The organism is Pedobacter sp., assembly GCF_965249885.1.
Classification (GTDB): Bacteria; Bacteroidota; Bacteroidia; order Sphingobacteriales; family Sphingobacteriaceae; genus Pedobacter.
The window spans coordinates 3,314,866-3,332,053 of sequence record NZ_OZ252254.1 but is presented as its reverse complement, the minus strand read 5'-3'; the positions used below and the strand labels follow the sequence as shown (position 1 = coordinate 3,332,053).

At 37.0% G+C, this 17,188-nt stretch carries 12 protein-coding genes; 8 read left to right on the top strand and 4 right to left on the bottom strand.

Translation table 11 applies throughout. The features are described 5' to 3' along the window. Window positions 1-103 precede the first annotated feature (103 nt). The 4 genes from ACY2A0_RS14210 (at window position 104) to ACY2A0_RS14195 (ending at window position 6,507) form a co-directional block, all read left to right on the top strand. A complete protein-coding gene (locus tag ACY2A0_RS14210) occupies window positions 104-490 on the top strand; it encodes a hypothetical protein (protein WP_461791582.1) in 387 nt (128 codons plus the stop codon). A gap of 105 nt (window positions 491-595) precedes the next feature. Further along, the gene (locus tag ACY2A0_RS14205) at window positions 596-2,431 is read left to right on the top strand and encodes an outer membrane protein assembly factor BamB family protein (protein ID WP_461790136.1); all 1,836 of its coding nucleotides are present in this window, start codon (window positions 596-598) and stop codon (window positions 2,429-2,431) included. A 193-nt stretch (window positions 2,432-2,624) separates the two neighbouring features. Beyond that, entirely contained in the window at window positions 2,625-4,610 is a 1,986-nt protein-coding gene (locus ACY2A0_RS14200) for a DUF3858 domain-containing protein (RefSeq protein ID WP_461790135.1), read from the top strand. A gap of 1 nt (window position 4,611) precedes the next feature. Continuing rightward, complete coding sequence (locus ACY2A0_RS14195) at window positions 4,612-6,507, top strand: DUF3857 domain-containing protein (RefSeq protein WP_461790134.1); 1,896 nt, start codon at window positions 4,612-4,614, stop codon at window positions 6,505-6,507. Between the two features lie 48 nt (window positions 6,508-6,555). Here ACY2A0_RS14195 and ACY2A0_RS14190 read toward each other — a convergent pair whose 3' ends face one another. Together ACY2A0_RS14190 and ACY2A0_RS14185 are read right to left on the bottom strand one after the other, a co-directional pair. Then, window positions 6,556-7,830: a M16 family metallopeptidase gene (locus ACY2A0_RS14190; RefSeq protein ID WP_461790133.1), complete on the bottom strand. Its 1,275-nt coding sequence runs from the start codon at window positions 7,828-7,830 to the stop codon at window positions 6,556-6,558. Continuing rightward, window positions 7,823-9,061 (bottom strand): M16 family metallopeptidase, encoded by a 1,239-nt coding sequence (locus ACY2A0_RS14185; protein ID WP_461790132.1) that lies wholly within the window; start codon window positions 9,059-9,061, stop codon window positions 7,823-7,825. Before ACY2A0_RS14185 ends, ACY2A0_RS14190 begins: the two co-directional genes overlap by 8 nt. A 645-nt stretch (window positions 9,062-9,706) precedes the next feature. Between ACY2A0_RS14185 and ACY2A0_RS14180 the strand changes: the two genes are divergently transcribed. Together ACY2A0_RS14180 and ACY2A0_RS14175 are read left to right on the top strand one after the other, a co-directional pair. Continuing rightward, the gene (locus ACY2A0_RS14180; RefSeq protein ID WP_461790131.1) at window positions 9,707-10,831 is read left to right on the top strand and encodes a CofH family radical SAM protein; all 1,125 of its coding nucleotides are present in this window, start codon (window positions 9,707-9,709) and stop codon (window positions 10,829-10,831) included. A 9-nt stretch (window positions 10,832-10,840) separates the two neighbouring features. After that, complete coding sequence (locus ACY2A0_RS14175; RefSeq protein WP_461790130.1) at window positions 10,841-11,344, top strand: hypothetical protein; 504 nt, start codon at window positions 10,841-10,843, stop codon at window positions 11,342-11,344. A 50-nt stretch (window positions 11,345-11,394) separates the two neighbouring features. Here the strand turns inward: ACY2A0_RS14175 and ACY2A0_RS14170 are convergent, their stop codons facing one another. Together ACY2A0_RS14170 and ACY2A0_RS14165 are read right to left on the bottom strand one after the other, a co-directional pair. Continuing rightward, window positions 11,395-12,249, bottom strand: coding sequence for a ferritin-like domain-containing protein (locus tag ACY2A0_RS14170; RefSeq protein WP_461790129.1), 855 nt, complete (start codon window positions 12,247-12,249; stop codon window positions 11,395-11,397). 19 nt (window positions 12,250-12,268) lie between these two features. Next, on the bottom strand, window positions 12,269-12,988 hold the full coding sequence (locus ACY2A0_RS14165) for a ferritin-like domain-containing protein (protein ID WP_461790128.1): 720 nt from the start codon (window positions 12,986-12,988) through the stop codon (window positions 12,269-12,271). 130 nt (window positions 12,989-13,118) lie between these two features. Here ACY2A0_RS14165 and ACY2A0_RS14160 point away from each other — a divergent pair, with 130 nt between their 5' ends. Together ACY2A0_RS14160 and ACY2A0_RS14155 are read left to right on the top strand one after the other, a co-directional pair. Continuing rightward, window positions 13,119-13,907 carry a LytR/AlgR family response regulator transcription factor gene (locus ACY2A0_RS14160; RefSeq protein ID WP_461790127.1) on the top strand — a complete coding sequence of 263 codons (789 nt, stop codon included), beginning with the start codon at window positions 13,119-13,121 and terminating at the stop codon, window positions 13,905-13,907. Beyond that, window positions 13,908-16,838 carry a sensor histidine kinase gene (locus ACY2A0_RS14155; protein ID WP_461790126.1) on the top strand — a complete coding sequence of 977 codons (2,931 nt, stop codon included), beginning with the start codon at window positions 13,908-13,910 and terminating at the stop codon, window positions 16,836-16,838. Window positions 16,839-17,188: the final 350 nt, after the last annotated feature.

The following is a 17,188-nucleotide window of genomic DNA, read 5'->3' as shown; positions in this document are numbered from 1 at the left end:
TTCCATTTCAATCAGGTTTGTTTTGCAAACTATAGTACAACTATTTCCAGCAACCTGTAGCGTTTCACAAATTAAAATCGTAATGGCATTAAACCTAAAATCAATGAACAACTCCAACCTCAAGTCAATCTGGATTTTGGTATGCTGTAGCATATTGACATTGGCGTGTAAAAAAGACGATCAAGCCAGTGAACAAAAAAAATTGGAAAAAATGTATACAGAAATTAAAGCGATGGCAGAAACCAGCACGTGTAACGGCGACCAAGAGCTGAAATATATAGCAGTTGGTTCAAAAGCTTGCGGCGGGCCAGTTGGTTATTTTGCCTATAGCAGTAGTATTAATATGTATGCCTTTGAACGCTCAGTAGCACAATACAATCAATACCAAGGCGATTATAACAAGAAATGGAATGCAGTTTCCGATTGTACATTTCTTATGCCTCCCAAGGGCATAACTTGCGAAAACGGGAAACCAAAATTAGTTCAATAAATTAAGTGATATGGAAAATCTATTTATCTACGTTAAAATATCAATAGAATTCTTCTATAATAAATATTTGTCTTAACTTCATTTAAATATTAAAATATTTTAAAAATGAAGCTATTCTCTTTTGCAGCGTTATTGCTGTTCGCCACGATTTGCCATGCTCAAAATTTTAAATATGCTTTCGTAACGGACACGCATGTTGGAACTGCAACAGGTGAGGAAGATTTAAGAAGAACGGTAGCAGACATCAACAAATTAAAGGATATTGATTTTGTAGTGGTAACCGGCGACGTTACCGAAATGGGCACCAACGAAGAACTCAAACTGGCAAAAGAAATTCTCTCAGGCTTAAACAAAAAATATTACGTCATCCCTGGCAATCACGATACGGGTTGGTCTGAATCCGGCGGTGTATCCTTTATCAAAGAGTTTGGCAGTGATAAATTCACTTTCGATTACAATGGGTATCGGTTTATCGCTTGCGCTTCTGGCCCTTATGTACGTATGAGCGACGGCCATATTCCACGTGACGCCACCGTTTGGTTGGATAGCCTTCTGAATAAAACGCCAAAATCAATGCCCATTGTTTACATCAACCATTATCCTCTTGATAATAGTTTAGATAATTGGTACGAGGCAGTTGACAAGTTAAAAAGCAAAAATATTCAGTATGCCATTTGTGGACACGGACATGTAAACAAAGCTTACAATTTTGAGGGAATTGCAGGAACCATGGGCCGTTCCAATTTAAGAGCTAAAGACAGCATTGGCGGTTATAACATTGTGAACATGATGAGCGATACCGTTTATTTTACTACAAGAAAACCAAATGGCGAAATGTTGCCAACCTGGAGAAAAATCGCACTTAAAACATTCCAAAAAGACAACAAAGCCTATGAGAGACCTAACTTCGATATCAACAAGAAATATAGTAATGTAAAAGCGATATGGACCTACCATTCAAACGCAAATGTAGTAAACACACCAGCCTACAAGGATAACTTAGTCGTTTTCGGAAACAGTCTTGGTTTAGTTGAGGCGCTGGACCGCAAAACGGGCAAAAAAATCTGGAGCTATCAAACCAAAGGTGCTATTTATTCCTCTCCAGTAATTTCGGAAAGCAAGATGGTAATCTTTGGTTCTGGCGACGGTAACATTTACGCACTCAATCTAAAAGAGGGCAAAATTATTTGGAAAACGGGTTTACAAAAATCAGTGTTGGGCTCGCCCATAATTCAAAACAATATAGTTTTTATCGGTGCCAGCGACAATACTTTTAATGCCTTGGAGCTAAAAACTGGAAAATTAAAATGGCAGTTTAAAGATGTAGAAGGCACTATTGTGGGCAAACCACTAATTTATGGCAATAAAATCATTTTCGGATCCTGGGGACGACACTTGTATGCATTGGATATCGCCACAGGAAGTTTAATTTGGAAATGGAATAATGGAAGTGCCAACAGAATGTTTTCTCCAGCAATGGCCACACCTATTGGCGTAAATAACACGGTCTATATCGCTGCTCCCGATAGAGTGCTAACAGCTATAGACGCCAGCACAGGAACAACACTTTGGCGCAATAACGAAGCCAAGGTAAGAGAATCTATAGGACTATCTGCCGACAGCAGCCTAGTTTATGGCAAAACGATGCAAGATGAAATTGTTGCTTACAAAACAACAAAAACAGACCAAGGCATTGCTTGGAAAATGAACGTAGGTTACGGCTACGAACACACCCCTTCGGATTTAATCGAGAAAAACGGAAAACTATTTTTCGGCACAAAAAATGGAACTATCTACTGCATATCACCTAAAGCCAATGAAATTATTTGGGCTCACAAAGTAGACAACTCGATGGTGAACACTTTTAATGTCATAGATGACAAAACCGTATTGGTTAGCACAATGGACGGAAAGGTGGCATTGCTAAACGCCAGAAATTAAATTTATCCTTAAACCTAAAAAACTATTACATTGCTTTCAAAATACGCTCTAAGCCTAGCCTTAGCAAGATTTATATAGGTTTTTTCAACCTAATAAATATTCTAAATCGTTGTGTTAAAAACACTAATAATCTACCGCAACTATTTTTAAAGCAAAAATTCTTTATTATTATTGCGTAATAAATAAACAAACTATGCTAATTAAACGCTTCACCTATTTGTTGGGCATATTCTGCCTATCTTTCTCAGCCTTTGCCCAAAAAAAAGAGTTTAAATTCGGTAAAATTGCTCCAGAAGAATTCAGTGCTGTACCTTTCGGCCAAGATTCCGCAGCTTCTGCGGTAAAATTATTTGATGTTGGAAATTGCTACTTCGAATTCAATGACAATAATGGTTTCGTATACGTATTTGAAAGACACGTACGCTATAAAGTAATTAACAAAAACAGCTACGACTTAGCAGATTTCAAAATTTCACTCTACAAAGGAAATGTTAAGTACAAAGAGGATTTACTGAGAATGGAAGCCGCGACCTATAATATGGAGGGAGATAAAATGGTAACTTCAAAGCTGGGTAAAGATTCAAAATTCACTGAAGAGTTTAACAAAAACTATCAGATCAAGAAATATACGCTCGGTAATGTTAAAGAAGGTTCAATTATCGAATATAAGTATGCCATCCGTTCAAACTACACATTCAATTTGAGAGGTTGGGCGTTCCAGAGCGAAATACCTACACTATATTCGGAGTACAATGTCAAAATTCCCGAGTATTTGATCTATAAGCCATCATACAACGGTTACTTTAAGATTAATCAAAGTAAAGATGAAATGATCAATGCACATTATGTGCCAGGGGTAACATCAACTGCCAGATATCTGCAGTATGTTATGGAGAAGGTTCCAGCAATTAAAAAAGAACCATTTATCACTACAATGGATGACTATATCACAGCAGTTGAATTTGAACTGATGGCAACAAGTTATCCGAATGACATTTATAGAGATTACACTGGTACCTGGCCAAAAATCATTAAAGGATTGGTTGATGACGAGAATTTTGGGCTTTTTGTAAAGAAAAATTCGGCCGCTAAACAGCTACTTCCTACAATAATCAAAGCCGAAAAAGACAGTTTAAAAATAGTTGAATTGATATTTAACTATGTAAAAAACAACATCAAATGGAACGATAACTATCGTATGTATAGCGCTGAAACTAATCCAAAAAGCATCTTAGATAAAAAATCTGGATCATCAGCTGATATCAACCTGGTGTTAATTAGTTTGTTAAAGGAAGCAAAAATCAATGTAAATCCTTTGTTGATTAGTACACGAGAAAACGGACAGCATCCTGGACATCCTCAAATTACAAAATTCAATAATGTGCTTGCACACGTTACGTTAGGAGGAAAAGATATCATACTTGACGCCACCGACAATGATCATATTTTAGGAATGGTATCGTATCAAAACCTCAATCACCAGGGATTTTCCGTTGATTTACAAGCCCAAACCGGCAGATGGATAGCTACGGAGCCTAATTTTGGCGACGAAAAAACGTACAATTATAACTTGGTACTTAATAATGAAAATAAGCTTAAAGGTACGATGCTCCAGTATTACAGAGGCTACGGCGCTTTGTCTTTAAGAAACCGATATCGTGCTAAACCAAGTGAAAGTGAGTTCATTAAAAGCTTGAAGAAAGATAGGCAAGGATTAGAAATTGATAACTACAAAGTTAATAACCTTAACGACCTAAATGAGATATTAAGCGAAGAAATTAACGTTACTATTGAAGACAATGTGGAGGAAATTGGTGGGAACTTATACGTGAACCCATTGCTCTACGAACGCACAAAAGACAACTTCTTTAAATTAGAAAACAGGCTATTCCCTGTTGATTTTGCCTTCCCGATGAAGGAAAGTATTCGTAGCACTATCACTTTCCCTGATAACTATGAGATTGAAAAACTTCCAAAAGGTGGTGTTTATAAACTTCCAGACAACAAAGGTTCATTCTCTATCAGCTATGTAACACAGGATAAAACAATTCTTGTTAGAAGCGTAATTGAAATCAACAAAGCTTTATTTTCTCCAGAAGAATATTTTGACATCAAAGAACTTTTCAAGGTGATTGTAGAGCGACAAGCAGAGCAGATTGTATTCAAAAAGAAATCATAAAATGTTGAAGCGAATTTATTTGGCGGTTTTCCTACTATTAACAGCAGGTACCGCCTGGTCTCAAAATATTTATGATAGCACTAAAATACCTGATGCGTTAAAACAAGATGCCGTTGCAGTAGTTAGAAACGAAGAGCAATTTTATGACTATAAAGGTGTAGGATCTGGCACCATGAAATACAAAATTGCGATTACTGTACTTAATAAAGCTGGGGATACTTATGCAGAATTTGCTGAGGTTTATGACAAATTTTCCACTTTGTACAACATAAAGGCAACCTTATACGACGCTTTAGGCAAAAAAATAAAAGATTTTAAATCTTCTGATTTTAGGGATCAAAGTGTGGCATCAGACTATACTATATTTCAAGATGATAGGATCAAATTATTAAGTGTAGTTGCCCTAACCTATCCGTATACTTTAGAATATAGTTACAGCCAAGATTATAACGGAATTTTAACCTTGCCCTCATGGAGATCCATGAAGGGCTACCATATTTCTACAGAAAAATCTTCGTATACTTTTCAAAGACCTACCAACCTAAACATCAGATTTTTAGGCAGCAAAGATTTAAAAACAGATTCAGCTGTAGTGAAAGATAAAATGGTTTACACCTGGGCGGCAGACAACTTACCCGCTTATACCAAAGAACCTTTAAGCACGGGATTGGATAAACTCATCAGTTGGGTTAAAATCGCACCGAACCAATTTGAATTCGACTCCTCAAAAGGCGATTTAAGTTCTTGGAATAGCATGGGTGCATGGATTTCAAAACTGAACGAAGAGGGTGATATACTACCTTTGAACAAAAAAAACTTAGTGCAATCTTTAATCAAAGATGCCAAAACAGATAAGGAAAAAATGCAGATCCTTTATAATCACTTACAGCAAAATACCAGATATGTGAGTGTTCAGTTAGGTATTGGTGGTTTTAAACCTATTGTTGCTGAAAAGGTGGCACAGGTAAATTATGGCGACTGCAAAGCCCTATCCAACTATATGAAAGCTTTGCTAAAAGAAGCTGGAATTAAATCAAATTTAGTGGTAATTGGCAATGGTGTGCCAGAGCTTAATAAAAACTATTCGAGCATAGGACAGGCCAATCACATGATTTTGGTAGTGCCAAATGCGAACGACACCACATTTCTAGAATGCACTAGCCAAAATTATCCAATGGGCTATATTGGTTACGACAACTCCGATAGAAATGTACTTATGGTAACTGAAAATGGTGGTCAAATCATCAGAACACCTAAATACCGGAGTCTTGAAAACTATCAGAAAAGTAAAACCGAAATTGATCTTAACGAAGAAGGTTTAGCAAAAATCAATATCAAAATGAGCTATGCTAATGCCCAATATGAAGATTATCTGGGCGCCTTGCTTGCTGAACCTAGCGAGTATAGGAAACGAATTTTAAATCAGCTCCAATTTCCGGATACCGAACTAGATCAACTAAAAATTGCGCAACCTGATAAACAGCATGCAATTATTAATGAAGAAATTTCGTTTAAAACTAAAAATTTACTGAGTAAGGGCGGCGACAAACTTTTCCTCATCGTAAACCAAGTCAATAGAAAAGATCAGGTTCCTGAAAAGGTAGCCAATAGAAAAACTGATTTTGCTATTCCATTTGATTACAATGACGACGACGAGATTGTTTATACCTTGCCAAAAGGCTTAACGATAGAATTTTTACCTAAAGACGTTAAGCTCGTATCAGAATTTGGTGAATATAGTGCATCATTTAGCCAACAGGGCAACAAAATTACCTACAGGCGTTCGCAAACAATGACCTCTAAAAAATTCCCTCCGGAGAAATACAACGAATATGTAGAATTCTACAAAAAGATAGTACAAGCGGATAAATCTAAAGCCGTACTCAACAAAATATAACTTACAGAAACTGTCCAAAAAGTAAAAACCTTCTTGGACAGTTTTGTTTTATTTTTTACCAACAACAACTTTCGTCATTGCATTCCAATCCAAATATTTGATTGCTGTATTTTTGATTTCTTCGGCAGTTATAGTCTTTACTTTTTGAATATAATTGTGGTAGTAGTTATAATCTAACCCTGCAAAATAAATGTTCTTGAATTTATCCGCATGCGAAAAGGCGTTTTCCAAACTGCCTAGTAAGGAGCCCAACATATAATTTCTAACCAAGTCAAGTTCTTCGTCGCTTACCAGTTCAGTACGCAACAGATCAACTTCCTTTTCAATTTCGGCAAGCGCACTACTACAAACATCGGCTCCCACCTCAGTTGCTAAAAAGAAATAACCTGCTTGTTTTAATGAGGCAACTCCCGATCCAATTCCGTAAGTATATCCCTTGTCTTCCCTAATATTGGTCATTAACCTCGAACCGAAATAGCCACCAAAAACACAATTTAAAATCTGCAATGACGGGAAATCTGCATGTGTTCGGTTAATGCTCAAGTTGCCCATCCTAATGGCCGATTGTAGTGCTTCGGACTTCTCGATATAAAGTTCGTGGCCAACTTCCGTAGAAAAATCAAATTGATTAGCGGCAAACTCAGCCTGGTTTGTCCAAACACCACCAAAAATTCGATCCAACACTTCAAAACTCTTATCATCAAATCTTCCTGCAGCTATAATGGTACAGTTGGAGGCCTGATAAGCAGCTTGATAGTAAGCTAACAAATCTTCCCTTGTTAATTTATCGTAGCTTTCCAAACTGATGTCCGAACCATACGGCGTGTCGCCAAAAATAGCATGGGCAAAGTTCTTGCGTGCTAAATAGTCGTTTTTCTGTAAACTAACTTGTAATTTTTGCTTTTGATTTTGCTTGTAGATGGCCAGCTCTTGCTCGGGAAAGATGCTCTCATTTAAGATAGACCAAATTACTGGCAACACCGATGGTAGGTGTTTGGTAAGGCTATACAAGGTAATTGTAGTATAATCTGCACTGTATTCGGTTTGCAAAAATGCGCCATAGTAATCCACAGCTTCGGCAATTAGCTTGGCATTAAATTTTGCGGTGCCAGTGTTAATTAAGCCATTTACGGCAATCGCCTGTAACGGCTTTTGTACATCCCAATTTACATTATTAAAGATAAACTCTATACGTACAAGTTCTTGCTCACCAGCATTTACAATAAAAACTGGCAAACCGTTAGCAAGCTGTTTTTTAACTGGCGGAATAAAATTGATATCGGCTACCTGCTTAAAGTCAGGAGCAACTGTTCTGTTAAGCATTGGCTAAATAATATAAGGTGGATGATTTTTCTTTTTTGAAAGTATCTGCAGCTGCACTTTTAATTTGCTCTGCAGTAATCGAGAGATACTTGTTAATTTCTACGTTTAACAAATCGGCATCACCTAAAAGTTCGTAATAAGCTAAGTTCATTGCTTTATCTAACAAACTCATCTCGGCAAAAACCATAATCGATTCCGATTTATTTTTCACCTTGGTTAACTCCGTTTCACTTACCAGCTCGGTGGCAATTTTATGCAGTTCGCTCCAAATAGCTGCCTCGGCAGTTTCCATGCTTACGCCCTCAACTAATTTGCCATCAACCACAAATAATCCTTCATCTAAACTACTGGTAATGTAAGCGTTAATATCACTAAACAATTGTTGCTCTTTCAACAAACTATTAAACAAACGCGACGATTGCCCTTGCGATAAAATATCCGAAATTAAATCGAATACCTGATAAGCTGAATCAAGACGTGCTGGCATTTTAAAAGCAATATAAATTGCATTCAGCGGCACATTTGCATTAACAGTTAAACTTCTAGCCTGCGTTTGTACCGGTTCTTTAGGTAAGTTCCTCCAATATTTATCACCCGAAGGAATTGGACCAAACCATTTTTCCGCAAGTTCCTTCACTTCGTCGGTTTTTACATTACCTCCAACAACCAAAATTGCATTTTGAGGATTATAATGCTTTTTGAAGAATGCCTTAACATCTTCCATTTTTGCGTTTTCAATCTGCGCCAAATCTTGGCCAATGGTAGCCCATCGGTACGGATGTTGTTCATAAGCCAATGGACGCAATTTCAACCATACATCTCCATAAGGTTGGTTAAGGTAACGTTGTTTAAACTCTTCACAAACAACGTTTCTTTGCGTTTCTAAACTCTTTTCCGAAAACGCTAGGCTCAGCATCCTGTCACTTTCTAGCCAAAAAGCGGTTTCTATATTAGCAGCAGGTAAAGTGATGTAATAATTGGTGATGTCGTTGCTAGTAAAAGCATTATTTTCACCGCCAACTCGTTGCAAAGGCTCGTCGTAACTTGGAATGTTAACAGAGCCGCCAAACATTAAATGTTCAAATAAATGTGCAAATCCCGTTCTTCCCTCCTCTTCATCCCTAGCGCCCACGTCGTAAAGTATATTTAAAACGGCCATTGGCGTAGTTGGATCCTCATGAACCAATACTTTAAGACCATTTGATAATGTAAAGCGATTAAATTTTACCATAGCCACAAATATAGTTTAATTGTTGGATTGCGAAATTGCTATATTGTTGAGCCAGTGTAAAGATGAAGCGAATGCAGATAGCCAAATTACAGCATTTCAAAAAGGCAATACTGTTGAGCTAATTTGAAAATGAAATCTAAAAAATTACATTGACACTCGCTTTGAAAATGTTTGGCAGCTTTAATAGCACTTTTAGCCCCACTATCCGCTTTAGTCCCGGTTACACCGGGCGCTGCCGCTACTATTGGGTTTATTTTACTTAAGCCTTTGCAACAAACAAAAACTAACGCATAAGTAGCCAAATGGTAAAAATTATAATTTGTACTGCCCTACTGAGATTTGGAAAAGTTCCTACGTACTGCATCTTGTAACCAAACCTGATTGAAGTGAAAATCCTTTTTGTTTGTTATGGCTTAGATCCTGAGCGCTAGTGAAGGACGGAAGCTTAAGCCGTTCAGCAATAGATTTATACCAACGTGGAATGACCAGAGCCAAAACAAAAAGATTGTAACGTAAAGCAGGACTAACAGATGATATTGCTGCAAAACTGCTTTTCAAAAAATCAAATATAATTTAGAAGTTAAAATTAGTTAATACGGCTCTAACTGCCATGTTGGTAACCCTAATTATACTTACATTTGTGTTATGAATACGGAAGAATTATTGCAACGTGCCTTAAACTTCGACTTTTTAACCAAAGAAGGGGGTATTTTTTTATATCACAATGCCAGCACAGCCGATTTGGCCTATGTTGCTAACGAACTCAGAAAAATACAAGTCCCAAGCGGGAAGGTTACTTGGCAAATAGACCGGAATGTAAATACAACCAACGTTTGTATTGCCAACTGCAAATTCTGTAATTTTTTTCGTAGACCAGGGCATGCAGAAAGCTACATCACCGATATTGAAACCTACAAAATTAAAATTGAGGAGACGTTCAGGTACGGGGGCGACCAGCTTTTATTACAAGGTGGGCACCACCCGGATTTAGGTTTAGAATTTTATACTACGTTATTTAAAAGATTGAAGGAACTGTATCCAGATCTTAAACTGCATGCTTTAGGTCCGCCGGAAATTGCACACGTAGCCAAACTGGAAGGCTTATCGCATACGGAAGTATTAAAGGCATTAAAGGAGGCTGGACTTGACTCTTTACCTGGAGCTGGAGCTGAAATTTTAAATGATAGGGTTCGCCGCTTGATTTCAAAAGGCAAATGTGGCGGTCAGGAATGGTTAGATGTGATGCGTGCCTGCCACCAATTAGACATCACCACCTCTGCAACAATGATGTTTGGGCATGTGGAAACCATTGAAGAACGTTTTGAACATTTGGTTTGGATCCGAGAGGTTCAAAGTGAAAAACCAGCAGACGCTAACGGATTTTTAGCATTTATACCATGGCCATTTCAAGACGATGGCACTTTGCTGAAACGCTTAAGAGGAATTAGCAACAATGTTACGGGAGATGAATATGTGCGTATGATTGCGCTGAGCCGCATCATGCTGCCTAACGTTAAAAATATACAGGCTAGCTGGCTTACCGTTGGAAAAGCAGTAGCACAACTTTGTTTACATTCAGGTGCAAATGACTTTGGCTCAATTATGATTGAGGAAAATGTAGTTTCAGCCGCTGGTGCACCGCATCGTTTTACCGCTAAAGGCATACAACATGCCATCAAGGAAGCTGGCTTTGAACCTCAATTACGTGGTCAAAAATATAACTATAGAGATTTGCCGGAGCAACTGGAAGAACAAGTAATTAACTACTAAATTTTTGGCATGAAAAAGTTTGCAATCCTATCTTTTCTTTTATTAATAAGCTGTGCTATTTTTGCTCAAAAAAAATGGCATACACAAAAGCTTACGAATAAGTTTACCGCAAACTTCCCATCGGCACCTGCCAAAACAGCTGGTACTACATTTGCATTAAAGGACAGCACTAATACCATTTTTACGGCGACGTATAGTTTTATTGCACAAAATTTAAAAATTGACGAAAGAGCATTTTCTAAATTGGTAACTACCACCGAGTTTGCCAATGAATTTTTAAGCAGTTTACAAACTACGTTGCCTCAATACGAACTAGCTGATATTAGAGTTAAGCAACATAAGAACTATGTTAGCTATCAAACAGAAGGAAAAAGCGACACACAACAAAAATCCATTTTTCTAAATATCATTTTTGTTGATGGCATTTACTACAGCTTATCTTGTGCAATACCTAACGGGCAAAATCAAGATAACAAAGATATCTTCTTACAAAGTTTTAAAGTTTCTAAATAAAAAGTTCGGGCAGCTAACGATAACTACCCGAACAACATTTAAACTACAAACTACAATCTGAAACCAGGTTTAAGAAATAGGTTAGCAATAGTAACCACTTCGGCCTTAGTTAAAAATTCATCAAATGACTCGGCCGCAGCAGCTTTAGTTACCGCAGTACCATTAATTGCAGTAATTTCAATATTAGCCTGCATTGTATTGTTTTCACGAGCATATACAGGGTCAACCGCAGCAATACCAGTATCGTTAGAAACACCGCCAGCGCCTAAGCTAATCCAAGGTTTTAAACCTGTTGCGCCGTTAGCCGCTAACATTTGGCGTAAGTGTGAAGCATGTCGAGCTTCTACCGAATGGATTTGAAGTGCTGTTGTTAATACCGCATTTCCCTTTAACGCAGGAGCTTGACCTTTGTAAGCTCTAACACCTGTATCTTCAAAAGCGGTAGCCACTTTAAGGAAAGTTACATAGTCTGAATAAACAGCACCGAAAGTTCCGCCAGCGGTAAAATCGAAGTTATCGTACACCAACTCTGTTCTTGCGTTAGCACCTAAAGCACCTTTTAACAAATCTACGTGAGCTTTCTCGTGGTTTCTAATGGTAGTAATGGCACCGTTTGGCGCACCGGCTGGTACTAAATTTGGAGTTGCAACCAAAGCATGGTTATAAAAATGATATTCTAAGTACTCAAGCGTTAAAGCAAAGTTAAGCACATCATTTACTGTTGAAGGGGTGGTTTGTCCGTAAGCTTTGTTGAATAAAGAACCTAAAGCTAGAGGCAGTGCAGCTAAAGAGATTTTTTTACCTACTTGGAAAAAATCCTGCATTGCCTTTCTACGCGGACTAATACGCTCGTAAATCTCACCGTCAACTTTTTCAATCTCGTCTAATATGTTTAAGATATTCATAATTTCTAGGTTTTAAAGATTAAAGATTAATCACGTTAATTTTAGTTTTGATGTATTTACTAGCAGCGTTCAATACTTTATCTGGCGTTAATGCGCCATCTAAACCTCCTGCTACGTTAGCACCAAGTGCGGTAAGATCATTCAGGTCAGAGAAGCTTCCATTGCTGATTTGATCACGTACCCAAGCGGCATGGCGTGCTTCTACAGATACAATCTGACCAGCGATTACTAAATAAGCATCAGTTTTTAACCTTACGCCTGCTCCATTATAAGCGGCTACACCTAAATCTTCGAAAGTTTTTGCAGCGGCTAATACACTTGCACCGTCAGAAAAATTGATCGACGAAAAATCCACTTCTAAACTTCCGATTGCTGCAGTACCTAAAGCTTTTTTGAAAAATTCGCGGTGTGCAATTTCATGATACTGCACATCTTGAAAGTAATTTTTTTGAGCGGTAGTAAAACCAGCTGGCGGATTGGCAGCTACTTGGGTGTAAAAAGCAGCTTCAAGTTGCTCCAAAGCGTAGGCGTAGTTCAAAACGCCAAAATCGTCCTTAAAGTCTAGCGTAGCGCCAAACGACAGTATCGGAGATCTATCTTTTTTACATCCAGCGGTGGTAAGGGCTAGTGCGGCTGCTGAGGCTCCAGCATATTGCAAAAAGGCTCGTCGTTGCAATTTACCCGGAAAAACATCAGCTTCATTGGCAGAGGATGATTGGTTCACATTTAAATTTTCCATAATGCAAGTTTTAATTTGAATGAAAAGGTTGTTTGAAGTGATATACGGCAAATGTTTCCATCCGGATTTCAGTACAGATACTTTTTTTTCGATTTAACTACATTTTTGATAAATTGAGCCAAACTAAAACATGGCTACATTAAACACCATTATTGTTGACGACGAGGAATTTGCCCGATCATCGCTATACTTTTTATTGCAAGAAAATTGCCCACAGGTAAACATTTGCGGCATTGCAAAATCAGTTAGCGAGGCACGTACGCTATTACAACAGTATGAAATTGACCTCATATTTTTAGACATTGCCATGCCAGGAGAGAATGGTTTTTCATTAATACCACAAGTGGAAGAAACCAATGCTACCGTGATATTCACCACTGCCTACGACCAATATGCTTTAAAGGCAATTAAAGCCAACGCGATAGATTATTTGTTAAAACCAATTGACATCGATGAACTTGTTGAAGCTGTTGAAAAGGCAGCAAAGTATCATTTTCTTAAGCACAGTGCGTTGGCTAGTAATAAAAGTTTAAAAAACCTCGAAACAGACTTAAGAGAACAAAAAGGAATTAGTCGCCTAACTTTACCCATAGGCCCGGGCTACAGAGTAGTGGAGGTTGATGATATCATTCATATCGAAGCTGACAGTAACTATTCTATATTTCATTTAAAAAACGGAGAAAAAGCCACTGTTTCAAAAGTATTGAAGGATTATGAAGAGATTTTACCAGAAGATCGCTTCGTACGTATACATAAATCAAGTATCGTAAACCTAAAATATGTAAAAGAATACAGCAATAAAACCGGCTTGTTGTTGTTGTTAGTTAATGGAGAACGTATAGCTGTATCAAGAAGACGGGCTAGCGATTTCTTCGATAAACTTAAAATATATGCTATCTCGCAAAACGAAAAACCATAAATGAAATCAGTAAAAACCTTAAGTTTTCTTTTCTGCTTGCTGGTACTGGTTGCTTTAAAAAGCTTGGCTCAAACCGTATTTTTACCACATTACACTACAAAAGACGGCTTACCTAGCAACAATTGCTTTTATACACTACAGGATAAAAAAGGCTTTATTTGGATAGCTACGGATGCAGGTGTAAGCAGATTTGACGGTTCAGTATTTGAAAACTTCTCAGTGGATGATGGATTACCCGACAACCAAGTTTTACAAATTAGAGAAGACAAAAAAGGACGACTGTGGTTTATGGGACTTAATGGTCAGCTCAGTTATTTTCTGGACGGTAAAATACATAACGAAAGTAATGATGCCGCTTTAAAAGCACTTAATTTTAATGGAGTTGTGGTTTCCTTTCTAGAAGATAGCAAAGGAAACCTCTGGTTTGGCACTAACAATAATATTATAGGCTGTTGGGATGGAAAGCAAACGAAAAAGTTCTTATCAAATAATAGCCAGTATAAATTTCAAAATGCTTTCATCTATGAAGACGAAAAAGGCAAAATTAGGGCGATAAATAAGTCGGCAAACTTCGTTCTCGAAAGTGGAAATTTCGTAAAAACAACAAATAAATTTTTCCCCCTTTCTTATAAAACCGTTAATAGTGAGCACAATGCCATCTACTTCTTAGATGAACAGGGATTGCAAGTGTTAAAAGATGGAAAGCAAACGCTCAAATTAAAGCTGAATAAACAAATCCTAAGCTCAGATTTAGGGTATATATTTTTAGGGGAAAAACGCCTTTGGCTTGGCAATGAAAATGGCGTCGCTGGAATTGATATCAATACTGAAAACACCAAAAGATTCCTAGAAAAAATTACGATCAACCAAACCATACGAGACCAGCAAGGCAATTTATGGTTTACTACAAAAAACGGCATTTATAAACTCCCTAAACTTAAAGATCAGCTATATACTTTCGGAAAAACAAACGGACTTCAAAATCCGATGGTAAAAAGTATCATTAAAGACAAAACCAATCGGTTATGGTTAGGAAGTGGCGATGGCACCATTAATATCTTACCCATTGCAACGAAAAAAATTAGCACTATTCAACTCCCAAATACCGACAAGTTTACTGTTATTAAACAACTGGTGAGAGATGATTTGAATAACCGTATCTTCTTTGCGTCAGATTTAGGCTTAGGTTCAGTTAACGCAAATTATCCACTATCCAACAACTTTAAGTTTTTGAAGGAACTGAACAACAACATATTTGTCATCAAAAATTTTACTATCGATTCAACTACTAAACTTACCTTATCGCTTTCTTCCGGCGTAGTTATACTCAATGACAGAAATAAGCTGGAATTTTCTGCCTTCAAGTACAAAGAGCAAAGGGACTTTTTTAAGGATAGGTCATACAGGGTATTTTATGATAAAGACCAAAATTTGTGGTTTTCTAATATTAGTGGGCTTTCTGAGTTCAATCACAACAAGCTCAACAAACATTACGAAAGGTACGGCATTCTTTCTAAGCGCATTAATGATATTAGGCAACTTGCCGATGGAAGCATCGCTATGGCAACCGATGGCTACGGAATTATTATTTTAAACAAAGGTAAAATCAGTCATGTACTTAACCATAAAAAAGGGCTGAGCAGTAACATTATCAATAAACTTTTTGTACGTGACGAATATTTGTGGGCAATTAGTAACACCGGAATAAACCGCATTTCGTTTAAAGGAAAAGTTGCTACAGTGAGCGCATTTGATGATTTAAATGGTATCTTTTCGGATGATCTTAATGACTTATACATCGATAAAGACACTGCTTATTTTGCCACCAACAATGGTTTAGTGTACTTTAAATATAACCATACGTTACAACAATCAGAAACACCGAAAATTTATATCACTTCGGTAGTTAACAATAAAATTTCACTCAGTTTAACCCAAAGCAGTTTCAACATTCCACCAAAGGATCTAAGTATTACGATCAACTATGCCGCTGTTGATTTTAAAAATAGAAACATCACCTACCGCTATCGTTTAAAAGGAAATCAATCGTGGATAGAAACAAAAAATCGCCGAGTTGAACTTTCATCACTAGAGCCCGGACAATATGTTTTTGAAGTGAGCGCTAGAAGTCAAAATAGTGCTTGGAGTGCCCCAACAAAAATTAAACTAAACTTAGAAAAACGGTTTTATCAATCATGGTGGTTTATTGCTATTGCACTAGTATTGGGCGGTTACGTCATTTACCTTAGCAGTGTAAATATCACCAAACGTCAAAAAAATAAAGAACAAGAAAAGCTACTACTTAAAAATAGAATATTAATGTTGGAACAGCAGGCTTTACAAGCTATGATGAATCCTCATTTTGTGTTCAACGTGATGAACTCCATTCAACACTTCATTAACACTAAAAATACAGCTTCTGCCAATAAAATTTTGACCGGCTTTGCCAAGCTGATTAGAAAGAACTTGGAAATATGTACGCAAAGCTACATCTCATTAGAAGAGGAACTAAACTACCTACAGCTATACTTGGCATTGGAAAAAAACCGATTTGGAGACAAACTACAATTTGAAATTAACGTAGCAAGTGAAATTGATAGGGAAGAAACATTAATTCCTTCGATGTTATTACAACCGTATATCGAAAATGCTATATGGCATGGTATAATGCCAAAAGAAGAAGGTGGGCAAATTAGTATTGAAATCAACCTATCACAGCAAACTTTATTAATTAGCATCATTGATAATGGCATTGGTATAGAAAATTCTTTAGCTACTAAAAAACACGGACATAATAGCAAAGGAATGGACTTGACGAAGGAACGTATTAATTTACTGAATAAAATTGAAGCAAAACCTATACACCTTAGCATTAAACAGAACGGAAAAACAGGCACAACGGTCACTTTAGAACTACCGATAAACCTTTAAAATACCGTTCACTCAAATTTTACTACCACTCACTAAATAAGCAAGCAAGTTGATCATTTTTGTATTAAACTTGTTATAAGAAATTAAGCAAACATTAATTGTTTGTTCTGAGAGCGTTCTTATAGGATTGACAAAGATATTTTTTAACCTAACCTAAAATCATATCTCAATTCAGGTTTCATTTGTGTGTTAAAAGCGTCCCGATTTTCGTAATTAGGACGCTTTTTTATTTATACCCAACGGGTTGTCCGAAAGGCTATTTTCATAGTTAAAAAAATCAAAAAAACTTTTCAAAAAGTGGTTTTTATTCTATTTTTGAGCCATTATAAAAAATAAACAAACACAACTAT

Excerpts from the sequence above, each read along its gene's own strand:
- ACY2A0_RS14210 (WP_461791582.1), top strand. The coding sequence starts at position 104 with ATGAACAACTCCAACCTCAAGTCAATCTGGATTTTGGTATGCTGTAGC.
- ACY2A0_RS14205 (WP_461790136.1), top strand. The coding sequence starts at position 596 with ATGAAGCTATTCTCTTTTGCAGCGTTATTGCTGTTCGCCACGATTTGC.
- ACY2A0_RS14200 (WP_461790135.1), top strand. The coding sequence starts at position 2,625 with ATGCTAATTAAACGCTTCACCTATTTGTTGGGCATATTCTGCCTATCT.
- ACY2A0_RS14195 (WP_461790134.1), top strand. The coding sequence starts at position 4,612 with ATGTTGAAGCGAATTTATTTGGCGGTTTTCCTACTATTAACAGCAGGT.
- ACY2A0_RS14190 (WP_461790133.1), bottom strand. The coding sequence starts at position 7,830 with ATGCTTAACAGAACAGTTGCTCCTGACTTTAAGCAGGTAGCCGATATC.
- ACY2A0_RS14185 (WP_461790132.1), bottom strand. The coding sequence starts at position 9,061 with ATGGTAAAATTTAATCGCTTTACATTATCAAATGGTCTTAAAGTATTG.
- ACY2A0_RS14180 (WP_461790131.1), top strand. The coding sequence starts at position 9,707 with ATGAATACGGAAGAATTATTGCAACGTGCCTTAAACTTCGACTTTTTA.
- ACY2A0_RS14175 (WP_461790130.1), top strand. The coding sequence starts at position 10,841 with ATGAAAAAGTTTGCAATCCTATCTTTTCTTTTATTAATAAGCTGTGCT.
- ACY2A0_RS14170 (WP_461790129.1), bottom strand. The coding sequence starts at position 12,249 with ATGAATATCTTAAACATATTAGACGAGATTGAAAAAGTTGACGGTGAG.
- ACY2A0_RS14165 (WP_461790128.1), bottom strand. The coding sequence starts at position 12,988 with ATGGAAAATTTAAATGTGAACCAATCATCCTCTGCCAATGAAGCTGAT.
- ACY2A0_RS14160 (WP_461790127.1), top strand. The coding sequence starts at position 13,119 with ATGGCTACATTAAACACCATTATTGTTGACGACGAGGAATTTGCCCGA.
- ACY2A0_RS14155 (WP_461790126.1), top strand. The coding sequence starts at position 13,908 with ATGAAATCAGTAAAAACCTTAAGTTTTCTTTTCTGCTTGCTGGTACTG.